Origin of the sequence: Burkholderia sp. BCC1644 (assembly GCF_902833225.1) — a bacterium.
In the GTDB taxonomy this organism is placed as follows: Bacteria; Pseudomonadota; Gammaproteobacteria; order Burkholderiales; family Burkholderiaceae; genus Burkholderia.
In genome coordinates, this window is the sequence record NZ_CADFEI010000002.1 from 164,329 (window position 1) to 179,907 (window position 15,579).

Below are 15,579 nucleotides of genomic sequence, written 5' to 3' on the forward strand. Positions count from 1 at the left end.
CCTTGAGTGACGTCGTCCGTCACGGTTTCCAGCGATACATCAGCACCTTGCCGCGCGCGTCTTCCTCGACGAACACGAGGTATTCGCCGTTCTCGCGCCGGAATACGCTGATGCCGAACGGCACGTCGACCCAGCCGGATGCCTTGCCGACCTCGGTGCCCGGGCTCATCACGCCCACTTCCTTGCCGGTGTCCTTGTCGTACACGTGGATCTTGCCGACCGGCTCCACGGTGAAGATGTAGCGGCCCTCGACCGTGATCCCGATCAGGTCGAAGATCGGCTTCGCATCGAGCTTCCACGGCAGCGCCACCTGGTAGCGCACGACCGGCGAGCCCGTCGACCACTTGTCGAAGCGGATCAGCACACGTCCCACTTCCTTGTTGATGCCCGGCTGCGGCGGCGCGTCGGCCGTGTAGCCGGTCACGTACAGCGTGTCGGTCTGCGGCTCGTAGATCGCGCGGCGCAGCTGCGTGAACGGCTGCGGCATCGGGTAGGTCGTGACCTTGTCGTACGAGTAGATCGGGTTGCCGGCCTTGTCGACGCCGCCATACTGGAAGCGGTGGATGCCACGCACGTCGCTCGTGCGCCAGATGTCGCCCTTGGTGTCGACCCACCAGCCCCAGCCGCCCGCCTTCGCCTTGCCGGTCGTGTTGATCTCGGCCTCGTCGGCATCGATCCGGCCGTTGCCGTTCGCGTCGCGCCACAGCCAGTCGCCGCCCGGCGGCTTGTTCGGCACCTTGTCGACCGGCCGCGCACGGCCCGCGATCAGGCCCGACGGAATCGCGACCTCGCCGTCGCGCTTCGCGTCGAAGCGGTAGATCTTCAGGTGATCGGCGTACATGTCGGTCAGGTACAGGAACGTGCGGCCGTCCAGGCGACGCGCGATCGGCATGCCCGGCCACTGGTCGGTATGGAACACCGGGTCGTCCGGATACTTGAAGCGGTTCGACAGGAAGCCGACGTATTTCCAGTCCTGGCCCGGCGGCTTCGACAGGTCGAGCTCGAAGCGCTTGTTGCCCGTGTACACGCTGTTCGGCCGCGCGGGGTCGAGCCACGCGCCGTCGACGAACAGCAGCCCCTGCACCTGCCAGCGCGGCTTGCCGTCCGGCGTGTAGCTTTCGAGCACCGCGCCGAGCCCGGCGCCGATCGTGTCGTGGCGCGGCCCGATGCCGTTCATCGACACATAGATGTTGCCCGCGCGGTCGACGCCGACGCCCGTCAGCCCGTTGAAGCGCTGCGGCCCCGGCCGCCCCGGCACGGGGCCCGCGAAGATGCCGCCGCGCTCGCCGAACGTGCCCGACTGCGCATAGCCCTTGCCGCCTTTCGAGAAAATCAGGATCTGCTGGCGCGGCCCGTTGTCCGCGACGAGCACGCGCCCTTTCGCGTCGACCGCCACATCCACCGCGTCGGTGCCTTCCGGCAGCGCGGGCGCGTCGTCGAGCTTGCGGCCGTCGGCCCGCACGTGCACGAGATGCGCGGGCCCGCTCAGCGTATCGGTCAGCAGCCACAGCGTGCCGTCACCCGCGAGCGCGATGCGGCCCGGCTCGTGCGCGCTCCACGTTCCCTTCTGCTGCATCGTCTCGGCGTCGTAGACATCCACGACGTCGCGCGACGGATTCGTCGCGAACAGCGTCTTGTCGTCGGCCGCGAGGCCGCCCACTTCCGCCTTCGCCTCGCCCACTTCCGAGCGCGCGGGGGCCGGCACCTCGTTCATCATCATGAAGCTCGCGGCCATCCGCGCGCGGCCGGCATCGGCGCGCCCGCCCGGTGCGACCTGCGGCGACGCGCGAAACGGCGCGGGCTGCTTCATGTCGCCGATCGTGCGCCGCGAGATGCCGAACCACTGCTTGCCCTTGTCCGGCCAGATGCCCGGCGACTGCAGGTGACCGCGCTCGTTGCCGACCCCGATCGCGACATACGCGTACTTGCTGTTCACGGCGATCGCGTTGCCGCCGAGATTGCCCCAACCGTGCGTGCCGCCGGCGAAACCGAGCATCTTCCCGTCCTGGTAGACGCTCGCCTCGGCGCCGCTCTCGTCCCACGGCGCGTTCGTATACACCTTGCCTTCAGGCGTCACCGCAATCGCGCGGATGTCGATCTGCGTCCAGCTGCCGTCTCCATAGCCGAACGTGTTGCCGATCCACGACGTCGTCGCGGGCAACACCGTTTCGGCCGGCGCGGCGCTCGTCAGCAGCGCCGCGCCTAGCGTCATGCCTACCAGAATCAGACGTCGCAATGCGCTTCTCCAGACTTGATGCAACAGCGACCGGCGTCGCCGCGGACTGCCGCCGGCGCGCCCTGTCGCTTAATGGGTTTCAAACGTCGCGATGCAGGTTACAAGCAAAAATAATCACAAGAAATTTGGAAATATTTGGGGATGTTTCTGCCTGAAATATCGAACCGGAGCAGGCATAAAATCGCATCGGAAAACGGCAATAACGACCGCATCTCGCTCGGCATCGCGTAGAAAATGCCGCTCCGCACCGCCTGTCGCGGCTGTCCGGGCGTCAACCTTTCATTTCGCGACCGGAATAATCGGCATTTGAATGTTTTCCGTCAGATAAATGACGCGCGTTTTTTTGCCGATTTCTTTTCCCTAGAATCGATTTCGACTCGATATTTCATTTAAAGGCATGCATTACGTTCACGCATCGGATGTGCGACACGCCGCGGCCCCCGCCACGCGTCGCGAAGGAGCGGCGCGATGACGGGCATCTCGCGCCCCGCTGACCTGACCCCGCCGCAACACGGCCGCATCGTGCAACTCGACGGGCTGCGCGCGATCGCGGTGGGCGCCGTGTTCCTGCAGCACGCGCTGAAAGCGCCGCTGTGGATGGGCGTCGACCTGTTCTTCGTGCTGAGCGGCCTGCTGATCACCGGCATCCTGCTCGATCGCAAGGCGCGCGGGCAGTCGTACTTCAGCCACTTCTATGCGCGCCGCGTGCGCCGCATCCTGCCGCCGTACGTGCTGCTGCTGGTGGTGTCGACGATCCTGTTCGGCGCGAGCTGGCTGCCGCACTGGCCGTGGTTTGCGTTTTTCTCGACCAACATCGGGCTGTCGCTCGGCAGCATCGGCCACGACAGCCTGAACGTGCTGTGGTCGCTCGCGGTCGAGGAGCAGTTTTATATCTTCTGGCCGTTCGTCGTGCTGTGGTGCTCGGAGCGTGCGCTGCTGTGGGTCGCCGCCGCGCTGGTCGTGGCAGCCCCCGTGCTGCGCGCGATCGCGACGCCGTGGTTCGACTCGTTCTGGCCGATCTACTACCTGACGCCGTTCCGGATGGACCTGCTCGCGGCCGGCGCACTGCTCGCGATCGTGCTGCGCCGCGACCGGCGCGCGCTGGAGCCGTTCTACCCGCTCGCGATCGTCGGCGCGCTCGTGTCGCTCGCGATCCTCGGCTGGCTGCACCTGTCGTTCCCGCGCTTCCGCGCCGCCAACACGCCGCTGTCGAATGCGGCGCTCTACAGCATCTCGCTGCTGCTGTGCACGTCGATCGTCGTGATCGCGCTGCGCGGCCGCGGCCTCGTGCAACGCGTGCTGACCAACCCGATGCTCGTCTACGTCGGCACCGTCAGCTACACCGTGTACCTGATCCACCTGAGCGTGCTGTACGCGCTCTGGCCGCTGCACCTGAACCGCTTCGTCACGGCCGCGCTCGCGCTGGCGATCACGCTCGCCTACGCGACCCTGAGCTGGTACGGCTTCGAACGGCGCCTGACGCGCGGCCCCGCACGCCGCGCGCTGCCGGCTGCCGCCGGCACGACCGCCTGAATTTCACCATCCATCGTTTCTACCAGGACAACGCCATGAGCCAAACTCGTAAAAAGGCCATCATCACCGGGATTTCGGGTCAAGACGGTGCGTACCTGACCAAGCTGCTGCTCGACAAGGGCTACGAGGTCACCGGCACCTACCGCCGCACCAGCTCGGTGAATTTCTGGCGCATCGCCGAGCTCGGCGTCGACACGCACCCGAACCTCACGCTCGTCGAACACGACCTGACCGACGCCGGCTCGAGCCTGCGCCTGCTCGAACGCACGCAGCCCGACGAGTTGTACAACCTCGCCGCGCAAAGCTTCGTCGGCGTGTCGTTCGACCAGCCGGCGACGACCGCCGAAGTGACCGGCATCGGCCCGCTGAACCTGCTCGAGGCGATCCGTGTCGTGAGCCCGAAGACGCGCTTCTACCAGGCATCGACGTCGGAGATGTTCGGCAAGGTGCAGGCGATTCCGCAGACCGAAACGACCGCCTTCTATCCGCGCAGCCCGTACGGTGTCGCGAAGCTGTACGCGCACTGGATGACCGTGAACTACCGCGAGTCGTACGGCCTGTTCGGCAGCAGCGGCATCCTGTTCAACCATGAGTCGCCGCTGCGCGGCCGCGAGTTCGTCACACGCAAGATCACCGACACGATCGCGAAGATCAAGCTCGGCAAGGCGACACGCCTCGAGCTCGGCAACCTCGATGCGAAGCGCGACTGGGGCTTTGCACTCGAATACGTCGAAGGCATGTGGCGCATGCTGCAGGCCGACGAGCCCGACACCTACGTGCTGGCGACCAACCGTACCGAGACCGTGCGCGACTTCGTGCGGATGGCGTTCGCGGCGGCCGGCTACCAGATCGAATGGACCGGCAAGGGCGAGCAGGAACGCGGCCTCGACGCGGCGACCGGCAACGTGCTCGTCCAGGTGAACCCGAAGTTCTACCGCCCTGCCGAGGTCGACCTGCTGATCGGCTGCGCGGACAAGGCCAAAGCCAAGCTGGGCTGGGTACCGGAGACGACGCTCGAACAACTTTGCCAGATGATGGTCGAAGCGGATTTGACGCGGAATCAACACCATGACACGTTCTGAAGCCGGACGCCCGTCGCGCCGTGCGTTCGTCACGGGCCTGACGGGCTTCACGGGCCGCTACATGGCCGAACGCCTGCAGGCGGCCGGCTATGAAGTCTGGGGCACGGTCGCGCCCGGCGCGCCGCACCCCGACGATCCGGCGTTCGAGCACTGCACGCTGCTGCCCGTCGACCTGCTGGACGCCGATGCAATGCGCGCCGCCGCGTCCGACGCACGGCCCGATGCGGTCGTGCATCTCGCCGCGCGCGCCCATGTCGCACAGGATGAGCCGTCGCAAACCTATGCGGTCAACATCGCCGGCACGCGCAACCTGCTGGCCGCACTCGCGGGCCTCGACCACCGCCCTTCGGCGGTGCTGCTGGCAAGCAGTGCGAACATCTACGGCAATTCGACGGCCGGCGTGCTCGACGAAACCGTCGCGCCGGCCCCGGCGAACGACTACGCGGTCAGCAAGCTCGCGATGGAATATGCGGCGAAGCTGTGGGCCGACCGGCTGCCGATCGTGATCGCGCGGCCGTTCAACTACACGGGTGTCGGCCAGAGCGACGCGTACCTGCTGCCGAAGCTCGTCGCGCACTACGCGCGCAATGCGCCGCGGATCTCGCTCGGCAACCTCGACGTGAGCCGCGATTTCTCCGACGTGCGCGACGTGACGGCCGCCTATCTGAAGCTGGTTGAAGCCGCGCCGGCCGGCGAGACGTTCAACGTGTGCTCGGAGCGCGCGTATTCGCTGAAGGAGGTGCTGGCGATGCTGTCGCGCATCGCCGGTTACGTGATCGACGTGACGATCGATCCGCGTTTCGTGCGGCACAACGAGGTGAAGAGCCTCTCCGGGTCACGCGACAAGCTGCGGCGCACGGTGGGCGAGCTTCCCGTCACGCCGCTCGACGAAACGCTGCGATGGATGGTGGATGCGATGCGCAACGACACGCACCCTGACTGATCTCGCACCGGCCAGGCCGCGCGACTTCATCGACACGAAAAAGAAGGGCCGTTCGCGCAAGCGAACGGCCCTTCTTCCATCTTCACGTCACATCACGTCACGACATGCGTGACATGCCGCGCTCAGCCTTCCAGCCCGCGCGCGAGGTCCTTGCGCAGGTCGCCCGCATCCTCCAGGCCGACCGACAGGCGGATCAGCCCTTCGGTGATCCCCGCTGCCGCACGCGCTTCCGGCGTGATGCGGCCGTGCGTGGTGGTCGCCGGATGCGTAATGGTCGTACGCGTGTCGCCGAGGTTGCCGGTGATCGAGATCAGCTTCGTGTTGTCGATCACGCGCCATGCATTCGCGCGCTGCTGTTCGGGCGTGTCGCCCTTCAGCTCGAACGACAGGATCGCCCCGCCCGCCTTCTGCTGACGCTTCGCGAGTTCGTGCTGCGGGTGCGATTCCAGCCCCGGATGAAACACGCGCGCGACGGCCGGGTGCGAATCGAGCCAGCGCGCGATCTCCAGCGCGTTCGCCGATTGCTTCTCGACGCGCAGCGACAGCGTCTCCATCCCCTTCAGCAGTACCCAAGCGTTGAACGCCGACAGCGTCGGGCCCGCGCTGCGCACGAACGGGAACACCTTGCCCATGATGAATTCCTTCGAGCCGACCAGCGCACCGCCGAGCACGCGGCCCTGGCCGTCGAGGAATTTCGTCGCCGAATGCATCACGACATCCGCGCCGAGCTTCAGCGGCTGCTGCAGCACCGGGCTGCAGAAGCAGTTGTCGACGACGAACAGCGCGTTCGCGGCCTTCGCGATCTTGCCGATCGCCTCGATGTCGGCGAGTTCGGTCAGCGGGTTCGACGGCGTCTCGAGGAAGAACATCTTCGTTTCCGGTCGCACGGCTTCCTGCCATGCGTTCAGGTCGGTCGGGTCGACGAAGGTCGTCGTGATCCCGAACTTGCTGAAGATCTGCGAGAACATCCCGAGCGTCGAGCCGAACAGGCTGCGCGAGCTGACGAGGTGGTCGCCCGCCTGCAGCGCGGACATCACGACCGACATGATCGCGGCCATCCCCGATGCCGTCGCGATACAGGCCTCGCCGCCCTCGAGCGCCGCGAGACGCTCCTGGAACATGGTGACGGTCGGGTTCGTGAAGCGCGAATAGGTGAAGTAGTCTTCCGAATTCGCGAAGCGCTCGGCCGCGTCGGCCGCGCTCTGGAAGCAGAAGCTCGACGTGAGGAACAGCGCTTCCGAGTGCTCGTTGAAGTCGCTGCGCAGCGTGCCTGCGCGCACGGCAAGCGTGTCGAAGTTGAGGGAGTCGTCCATGTTCCGTTTTCCGTATCCGATGGCCGCGCGCGTCGCGCAGGCCAGATCAAAACCAGGGCAAAAAAAACAAAAAGCCCGCTATGCGTCTGCATCAGCGGGCTTAGGTGCGGTACGACAGCGATCGACTCGGGCCGGTTGCCACCGGCCTTCGCTTTAGCTGTTTTGGGAAGTCGCCCCGCGTCCGCAAGCTGATATCAAATCGACGCAAGGCCACATCCTATCACGCCTCGCCGGAAGCGTGCGCCGGTGTCACTCGACCGACAGTTGCAGGTTCATCTGCGAACGCTCGGTGTCGCCAGCCGTATCGCGATCGGCCTGCGACGCCGGCGCGAGACGCGCGCGCTCGATCGCATCGAGATACTCGGGCGTCACGTCGCCGGTGATGTAGTTGCCGTCGAAGCACGATGCCTCGAAGCGCTCGAGCTTCGGATTGATGTCGCGCACCGCGCGGCGCAGGTCGTCGACGTCCTGGTAGATCAGGTGGTCGGCACCGATCATCTTCGCGACTTCTTCGTCGGTGCGGCCGTGTGCGACGAGCTCGCCGCGCGTCGGCATGTCGATGCCGTACACGTTCGGGAACTTCACGGGCGGTGCCGCCGACGCGAAGATCACCGACTTCGCGCCCGCATCGCGCGCCATCTGCACGATTTCATGCGAGGTCGTGCCGCGCACGATCGAGTCGTCGACGATCAGCACGTTCTTGTCCTTGAACTCGATGCTCATCGCGTTGAGCTTCTGGCGCACCGACTTCTTGCGCACGGCCTGCCCCGGCATGATGAACGTACGGCCGACGTAGCGGTTCTTGAAGAAGCCCTCGCGATACTCGACGCCGAGCTTCGCGGCGACCTGCATCGCGGCCGGGCGCGACGAATCGGGAATCGGCATCACGACGTCGATCGGCACGTTCGGCAGCTCGCGCTTGATCTTCTCGGCGAGATAGTCGCCCATGCGCAGGCGCACGTTGTAGACCGGCACGCCGTCGAGGCACGAATCCGGACGCGCGAGGTACACGTATTCGAACATGCACGGATTCAGCGTCGGCTGCTCCGCGCACTGCTGGCTGTGGAAGTTGCCGGCCGGATCGATGAAGATCGCTTCACCCGGCTGCACGTCGCGCACGAATTCGAAACCGATGCCTTCGACGGCCACCGACTCCGACGCGACCATCCACTCGGTGCCGTGTTCCGTTTCGAGCTTGCCGATGCACAGCGGGCGGATGCCGAACGGGTCGCGGAACGCGAGCAGGCCGTAGCCGGCGATCAGCGACACGATCGCATACGAGCCCTGCAGGCGGCGATGCACGCCCGAGACGGCCTTGAACACCGAGGCGGGATCGAGCTCGAGGCCCGTGGTCGACAGTTGCAGCTCGTGCGCGAACACGTTGAGCAGCACTTCGCTGTCGGAATTGGTGTTGATGTGCCGGCGATCGATCCGGAACATCTCGTCCTTCAGTTGCTGCCAGTTCGTCAGGTTGCCGTTGTGTGCAAGGATGATCCCGAACGGCGCGTTCACGTAGAACGGTTGCGCTTCGGCCTCGCTCGATGCCGAACCGGCCGTCGGGTAGCGCACCTGGCCGATGCCGTAGGTGCCGGGCAGGCTGCGCATGTTGCGCGTGCGGAACACGTCGCGCACCATGCCGTTCGCCTTGTACATGTGGAAATTGCTGCCGTCCACCGTCGCGATGCCCGCCGCGTCCTGACCGCGATGCTGCAGCAGCAGCAGGCTGTCATAGATCAGCTGATTGACCGGGGATTGGGAGATAACGCCTACGATGCCGCACATGGCATGTCCTTCAGAATGACAAAATCGGTTCCGTCCTGCCCGGCCGCGTCGTCACACGCGTACGTACTGGGCCATGCCGTCGGGCAGGAGCTGCTTCAGCTCGTGCACGCCCTGTTCGGCGAAAGGACGCAATAGCGCATTGCGCCAGAAATCCTGTTTGGGCAGTTCGGTCAGCCCGGCCGCCGCGACCAGCAGCACCACCAGCACACAGCCGCGGACGAGCCCGAACATCATGCCCAGCGAGCGGTCGACGCCGCCCAGGCCACTTGCCTGCGCGATCCGCGACAGCAGCGCGTTGGCGACACCGGCGACCAGCACGACGCCGATCACGAGCAGCGCGAAGGCGATCACCCATTGCGTCAGCGCGCCACCCGGCCAGTTCGCCGGAATGTACGGCACGACCAGCCCGACGTAGCGGCCCGCGATCACGATCGCCGCAATCCAGCCGATCAGCCCGAATATCTCCGACACGAAGCCGCGCCACGCACCGCGCAGCGCCGACAACACGATCACCGCCAATACAGCGTAGTCGAAAGCCGTCAGCATCGTGCGTTATTGCGTCAGACCGGCTTCGCGCACCTTCGCGATCGCGGCGGAGGCCGCCGAGCGATCCGCGAACGGGCCCGCACGCAACAGTGTAGCCGTGCTGCCATCCGACTGCTTGCGATGCTCGACATATGCGGGCACGCCCGCCGATTTCAACTTGGTGGCCCACGAACGGGCCGTCGCGTCGTCCTTGAACGAACCGAGCTGCACCGCGAAGCGCGCACCGGCCGGCGATGCCGGCGACGATGCGTCACCGCTGTCCGGGCTCGCGGCGTCGGCATTCGCGACGGTCGCGGGCGCAGGCTTCGGCGCAGCCGGTTTCGCCACGGGGGCGGCCGGCTTCGGCGGCGTCACGCTCGCCGTGGCCGTCGTATCGGGTTTCGCGGCCGGCTTGGGTGCGGGCGCAGGCACAGGCGCCGGTGCGGCCACAACGGCCGTGTCGGAGGCCGGCGGTTCGTCATGCGCGACGCCTGCCTGCACGTCGGACGCATCGTCATCACGCGGCGCGACCGCCTGGTGCGCGGGCCGGTTCGGGATGTCGATCGCGATGTCGTCCGTGACAGGCTTCGGGTGCGAATCGAGCACCATCGGCAGCACGATCACGGCGGCCACGACGAGCGCGATCGCACCGACGAGGCGACGGCGTGCGCGTTGCTTTTCTGGAAGGGTCGGATCGAGGAGCAGCGCGTCCGATTCCGGACGCTCGGTGCGGCGCGAGCGGCGCTCGACGCGTTCAGTGGTGCGCTCCGTGCGCACGTTCCGGGAGGTCCCGGTGCGACCGCCGCGCCGCGGGGGCGCGTCGTCGTCTTTTTTGCCGAAGGAGAAAATTCCCATGAATGGCTGAGTCCGAAACTGCCCGTCAGTCAGTGTTGCTGCGATTTACGGTAGGCCAGCACGCCGGCAACCGTATGGAAACTGCCGAAAACCACGATTCTATCATTCTCGGATGCTCTTTTTAGTGCATCGCGAAACGCTTCTGCAGGCGACGCGTAGCGCGTCACGCTGGAATCGGGCCCCTCCTCCACGCCGGCCTTGCGCAGCGCGGCTTCGAGCTGCTCCGCGGAGGCCGCGCGCGGCAGCGGCAGGTCGGTCACGCACCAGTGGTCGATCTCGCCCTTCAGGTGCTGCAGCACACCGTCGATGTCCTTGTCGTGCATCGCGCCGAACACCGCATACGTGTACGGGAAGAAGCCCATGTTGCCGAGGTTCTGCTCGAGCACGGCCGACGCATGCGGGTTGTGCGCGACGTCGAGCACGATCGCCGGCTTGCCGGGCAGCACCTGGAAACGCCCCGGCAGCTCGACGTTCGCGAGCCCGAGCCGGATGTCCTGCGCGGACACCGGCAGCACCGGGCGCAGCGCTTCGAGTGCCGCGAGCGCGGCCGATGCATTGATCAGCTGATTCGCACCGCGCAGCGCCGGATACGCGAGCGCCGGATAGCGCTTCTCGCGGCCGAGGTAGCTCCACTGCTGGCGCTCCGAGCCTGCCTGCGCTTCGTAGCGGAAATCGCGGCCGACGAGCCAGAGGTCGGCGCCGATCGCTTCGGCGTGGTCGATCAGCGTTTGCGGCGCGGCCGGATCGCCGCAGATCGCCGGCGTGCCCGCGCGGAAGATCCCGGCCTTCTCGAACGCGATCTTCTCGCGCGTGTCGCCGAGGTATTCGGTGTGGTCGATGTCGATGCTCGTGACGATCGCGCAATCGGTATCGATGATGTTGACCGCATCGAGCCGGCCGCCGAGGCCGACTTCGAGGATCACCGCGTCGAGCCCGCGCGACGCGAACAGGTGCAGGATCGCGAGCGTCGTGAATTCGAAATACGTGAGCGACACGGGCTCGGGCAGCGACGTGCGCGCGGCTTCGACGGCCTCGAAGTGCGGCAGCAGTTCGGCGTCAGTGACGTTCTGCCCGTTCACGCGCGCGCGCTCGTTGAATTCGAGCAGGTGCGGCGACGTGTGGCAGCCGACCTTGTAGCCCGCGCGCACGAGGATCGTCTCGAGGAACGCGCAGGTCGAGCCCTTGCCGTTCGTGCCGCCGACGGTGATGACGGGGCAGGCGAATTCGAGCTGCAGCGCCGCCTTGACCTGCCCGATGCGGGTCAGGCCCATGTCGATGCCGACCGGGTGCGCGCGTTCGAGGTGCGAAAGCCACGCGTCGAGAGTGGGAAAAGTGCTCATCGGATCAAATCTGGATCGGTACCGCCACTACGCCAAAAAACGAAGCGCGCCGCCTGACGCTGAAGCCAGGCGACGCGCAGAGTTCACAACTTTGCGCCGGTCAAGCCAGCGCGTCGGCCGGCTGTCGCTGCAGCAGCGCGAGCAATTGCGCAATCTCGTCGCGCAGCTTGCGACGGTCGACGATCATGTCGATCGCGCCCGTCTTCAGCAGGAATTCGGCGCGCTGGAAGCCTTCCGGCAGCTTCTCGCGGACGGTCTGCTCGATCACCCGCGGGCCGGCGAAGCCGATCAGCGCCTTCGGCTCGGCGATCACGACGTCGCCGAGGAACGCGAAGCTCGCCGACACGCCGCCCATCGTCGGGTCGGTCAGCACCGAAATGAACGGCAGCTTGGCTTCGGCCAGCTTGGTCAGCATCGCGGTGGTTTTCGCCATCTGCATCAGCGACAGCAGGCTTTCCTGCATCCGTGCGCCACCCGACGCCGTGAAGCAGATGAACGGCACGTGTTGTTCCAGCGCGTTCTGCGCGCCGCGCGCGAAGCGCTCGCCGACGACCGACCCCATCGAGCCGCCCATGAACGAGAACTCGAAGCAGGCCGCGACGACGGGCAGCGTGTGGATCGCCCCGCCCATCACGACCATCGCGTCGGTCTCGCCCGTCTCGTCCATCGCTTCCTTCAGACGATCGGGGTACTTGCGGCTGTCCTTGAACTTCAGCGTGTCGACCGGCACGATTTCCTGGCCGATTTCATAGCGGCCTTCCGGATCGAGCAGCCCGTCGAGGCGTTCACGCGCGCCGATGCGCATGTGGTGATCGCACTTCGGGCACACGTGCAGGTTCGCGTCCACGTCGTTGCGGTACAGCACGGCCTCGCAGGACGGGCACTTGACCCACAGGCCTTCCGGAATGCCCTTGCGGCTTTTCGGGTCGGTCTGCTTGATCTTCGGCGGCAACAGTTTGTCGAGCCAGCTCATCGTATGGTTTCCTGTTCCGTGGCGGGCCGGGCCGCATGGCCCGTTCCCGCTTCCTGTGTTGTGTTTATCGCGTGCCCGCACCGTCCAGGGCGGCGCGCAGCTCGGCAATGAAAGTCTTCAGCGCGGCGGCGGCACCCTCCGGCGCAGCGCTTTCGAGCAGCTGCACGAGGCGGCTGCCGATCACGACGGCGTCCGACACTTCGGCCACCGCGCGCGCCGTTTCGGCGTCGCGGATACCGAAGCCGACGCCCACCGGAACCGGCACACGCGACTTGATGGCCGGGATTTTACCCGCAATGCTCGAAACATCCAGATTTCCTGCGCCGGTCACGCCCTTGAGCGACACGTAATACACGTAGCCGCTCGCGATCTTGCCGACGTCGGCGATACGTTCGTCGGTCGACGTGGGCGCGAGCAGGAAGATCGGATCGATCTGCGCGGCGCGCATCTTTTCGGCGAACACACCCGCCTCTTCCGGCGGATAGTCGACGACCAGCACGCCGTCGACACCGGCCGCGTGCGCCTCGGCCGCGAATGCGTCGACGCCCATCCGCTCGATCGGGTTCGCATAGCCCATCAGCACGACGGGCGTTTTGGGGTCGGTTTCGCGAAAACGCTTCACGTCGGCGAGCACGCTCTTCAACGTGACGCCGCGCGCGAGCGCGCGTTCCGACGAGCGCTGGATCACCGGGCCGTCGGCCATCGGGTCCGAGAACGGCACGCCGAGTTCGATCACGTCCGCGCCGCCTGCGGCGAGCGCGTGCATGAATTCGACGGTTTTCGCGGGATCGGGGTCGCCGGCCGTGATGAACGGGATCAGGCCCTTACGGCCTTGTTCGGCGAGTGCGGCGAAGGTTTGCTGAATACGGGACATGGCAATTTTCCTCAATGCTTCGGCGACGCGGCTGCGCGATTCACGCGCACGCCGGCACAGCGAGCGCGTTCACGCGCTCGTGCGCGATCGCACAATAGCTTTCGTTGATCTCGTAGCCGACGAAGTCGCGCCCCTGCCGTGCGCAGGCCACCGCGGTCGTGCCGCTGCCCATGAACGGATCGAGCACGCGGCCGCCCGGCGGGCAGCTTGCGAGCACCATCCGCTCGATGATTTCCAGCGGCTTCTGGGTCGGATGATCGACGCGCTCCGCGTGCTGCCGGTGCAGGCGCGAGACCGACCAGACGTCCTTCGGGTTGTAGCCCATCTCCAGCCACTTGCTGCCTTCGAACAGCTTGCGCGAGCGGGCCTTCTTCGTATCGGCGTCGTACGGGATGCGGACCGGATCGAGATCGAAGTAATACGCCTTGGAAACCGCGAAAAAGCCGATGTTGTCGTGCACCGACGTGAAACGGCGCGTCGTGCCGCCCATGCTCGGCACGCGCCGGTCCCAGATGATCTCGTTGACCATCGTGAGCTTCGTCTTCAGGAAACTGAAGATTTCCGGCGCGTACTGCCACGTGCAGAAGATGTACATCGACCCGCTCGGCTTCAGCTTGGGAATCGCGAGCTCGAGCCACTCGCGCGTCCACGCGAGGAAATCGTCGCCCGAACGCTTGTCCGAGTCGTTGCCGTAGTCCTTGCCGAGCCCGTACGGCGGATCGGCGACGATCAGGTCGATCGACGCATCCGGCAGGTGCGCGGCATCGGTCAGGAAATCGCGGTTATGCAGTTCGATACCGGACGGCAGCGCGCGCGGCACCGCGGCGGCGGGCTGAACCGCCTCCGCCTCGCTCGCGGCACCGCCGCCCGGCTCTTCGATCAGGTCACGCATCGGTCGGGGTCAGAGGTCGATGCCCGATCGCTCGGCGACCGTGTGCATGTCCTTGTCGCCGCGGCCCGACAGGTTGACGAGCAGGATCTTGTCCTTCGGCAACGTCGGCGCGAGCTTCACGCCATACGCGATCGCGTGGCTCGACTCGAGCGCGGGAATGATCCCCTCGATCCGGCAGCAATCGTGGAAGGCCTTCAGCGCCTCGTCGTCGGTGATCGGCACGTACTGCGCGCGGCCGCTGTCCTTCAGCCATGCGTGCTCGGGGCCGACGCCCGGATAGTCGAGGCCGGCCGATACCGAATGCGTCTCGATGATCTGGCCGTCGTCGTCCTGCAGCAGGTACGTGCGGTTGCCGTGCAGCACGCCCGGGCTGCCGGCGATCAGCGACGCCGCGTGATGGCCGGTGTCGAGGCCGTCGCCGGCCGCTTCGACGCCGATCAGCTGCACCGATTTGTCGTCGATGTACGGATAGAAGATGCCCATCGCGTTCGAACCACCGCCGACGCAGGCGATCACCGCGTCGGGCTGGCGGCCCGCGAGTTCGGGCATCTGCACCTTGCACTCGTCGCCGATCACGCGCTGGAAGTCACGCACCATCATCGGGTACGGGTGCGGCCCCGCGACCGTGCCGATGATGTAGAACGTGCTCTCGATGTTCGTGACCCAGTCGCGCATCGCTTCGTTCAGCGCGTCCTTCAGCGTGCGCGAGCCCGATTCGACCGGCACGACCGTAGCTCCTAGCAGCTTCATCCGGTACACGTTCGCGGCCTGCCGGCGCACGTCCTCGGCGCCCATGTAGACGATGCACTCCATCCCGAAGCGCGCGCAGATCGTCGCGGTCGCCACGCCGTGCTGGCCGGCGCCGGTTTCCGCGATCACGCGCTTCTTGCCCATGCGCTTCGCGAGCAGCGCCTGGCCGATCACGTTGTTGATCTTGTGCGCGCCCGTGTGGTTCAGGTCCTCGCGCTTCAGGTAGATCTGCGCGCCGCCGAGCATCTCGCTCCAGCGCTGCGCGTGGTAGATCGGCGACGGGCGGCCGACGAAATACTTCAGTTCGCGCTCGTATTCGGCGACGAAATCGGGATCGGTACGGAATTTTTCATACGCTGCGCGCAGTTCGTCCAGCGCGTGAATCAGCGTCTCGGCGACGAACACGCCGCCATACGGGCCGAAGTGGCCGCGATCATCAGGAAGGTTGTACATGGTGTCTCTCTCGATCGGTCGGCGCGCC

General features: G+C 66.3%; 13 protein-coding genes. 3 read left to right on the forward strand and 10 right to left on the reverse strand.

Translation table 11 applies throughout. The features are described 5' to 3' along the window. Window positions 1–19: 19 nt before the first annotated feature. Window positions 20–2,212, reverse strand: a complete 2,193-nt coding sequence (locus HWX87_RS04065; protein WP_176046335.1) for a hypothetical protein — start codon at window positions 2,210–2,212, stop codon at window positions 20–22. A 492-nt stretch (window positions 2,213–2,704) separates the two neighbouring features. On the opposite strand from HWX87_RS04065, the gene HWX87_RS04070 reads away from it, so the two are divergent. Genes HWX87_RS04070 through HWX87_RS04080 form a run of 3 tightly spaced genes read left to right on the forward strand, consistent with a single transcriptional unit; the run spans window position 2,705 to window position 5,794 of the window. Continuing rightward, complete coding sequence (locus HWX87_RS04070; RefSeq protein ID WP_176045910.1) at window positions 2,705–3,769, forward strand: acyltransferase; 1,065 nt, start codon at window positions 2,705–2,707, stop codon at window positions 3,767–3,769. Between the two features lie 35 nt (window positions 3,770–3,804). Next, a complete protein-coding gene (gene gmd / locus HWX87_RS04075; RefSeq protein WP_176045911.1) occupies window positions 3,805–4,851 on the forward strand; it encodes a GDP-mannose 4,6-dehydratase in 1,047 nt (348 codons plus the stop codon). After that, a complete protein-coding gene (locus HWX87_RS04080) occupies window positions 4,838–5,794 on the forward strand; it encodes an NAD-dependent epimerase/dehydratase family protein (RefSeq protein ID WP_176045912.1) in 957 nt (318 codons plus the stop codon). Before gmd ends, HWX87_RS04080 begins: the two co-directional genes overlap by 14 nt. A gap of 122 nt (window positions 5,795–5,916) precedes the next feature. Here the strand turns inward: HWX87_RS04080 and HWX87_RS04085 are convergent, their stop codons facing one another. The 9 genes from HWX87_RS04085 to trpB all read right to left on the reverse strand — a co-directional run bounded on the left by HWX87_RS04085 (window position 5,917) and on the right by trpB (window position 15,551). After that, window positions 5,917–7,107, reverse strand: coding sequence for an O-succinylhomoserine sulfhydrylase (locus HWX87_RS04085; RefSeq protein WP_176045913.1), 1,191 nt, complete (start codon window positions 7,105–7,107; stop codon window positions 5,917–5,919). A 249-nt stretch (window positions 7,108–7,356) separates the two neighbouring features. Further along, window positions 7,357–8,889 (reverse strand): amidophosphoribosyltransferase, encoded by a 1,533-nt coding sequence (gene purF / locus HWX87_RS04090; RefSeq protein ID WP_166953638.1) that lies wholly within the window; start codon window positions 8,887–8,889, stop codon window positions 7,357–7,359. A gap of 51 nt (window positions 8,890–8,940) precedes the next feature. Continuing rightward, window positions 8,941–9,435 carry a CvpA family protein gene (locus HWX87_RS04095; RefSeq protein ID WP_027782633.1) on the reverse strand — a complete coding sequence of 165 codons (495 nt, stop codon included), beginning with the start codon at window positions 9,433–9,435 and terminating at the stop codon, window positions 8,941–8,943. 6 nt (window positions 9,436–9,441) lie between these two features. After that, window positions 9,442–10,269 carry an SPOR domain-containing protein gene (locus tag HWX87_RS04100; RefSeq protein ID WP_176045914.1) on the reverse strand — a complete coding sequence of 276 codons (828 nt, stop codon included), beginning with the start codon at window positions 10,267–10,269 and terminating at the stop codon, window positions 9,442–9,444. Window positions 10,270–10,298: 29 nt separating this feature from the next. Further along, on the reverse strand, window positions 10,299–11,609 hold the full coding sequence (gene folC / locus HWX87_RS04105) for a bifunctional tetrahydrofolate synthase/dihydrofolate synthase (protein WP_176045915.1): 1,311 nt from the start codon (window positions 11,607–11,609) through the stop codon (window positions 10,299–10,301). A 100-nt stretch (window positions 11,610–11,709) separates the two neighbouring features. After that, window positions 11,710–12,582, reverse strand: coding sequence for an acetyl-CoA carboxylase, carboxyltransferase subunit beta (gene accD / locus HWX87_RS04110; RefSeq protein ID WP_176045916.1), 873 nt, complete (start codon window positions 12,580–12,582; stop codon window positions 11,710–11,712). A 64-nt stretch (window positions 12,583–12,646) separates the two neighbouring features. Further along, window positions 12,647–13,456 carry a tryptophan synthase subunit alpha gene (gene trpA / locus HWX87_RS04115; protein ID WP_176045917.1) on the reverse strand — a complete coding sequence of 270 codons (810 nt, stop codon included), beginning with the start codon at window positions 13,454–13,456 and terminating at the stop codon, window positions 12,647–12,649. A gap of 40 nt (window positions 13,457–13,496) precedes the next feature. Continuing rightward, complete coding sequence (locus HWX87_RS04120) at window positions 13,497–14,348, reverse strand: site-specific DNA-methyltransferase (protein WP_176045918.1); 852 nt, start codon at window positions 14,346–14,348, stop codon at window positions 13,497–13,499. Between the two features lie 9 nt (window positions 14,349–14,357). Continuing rightward, window positions 14,358–15,551, reverse strand: a complete 1,194-nt coding sequence (gene trpB / locus HWX87_RS04125) for a tryptophan synthase subunit beta (protein ID WP_176045919.1) — start codon at window positions 15,549–15,551, stop codon at window positions 14,358–14,360. Window positions 15,552–15,579 lie beyond the last annotated feature (28 nt).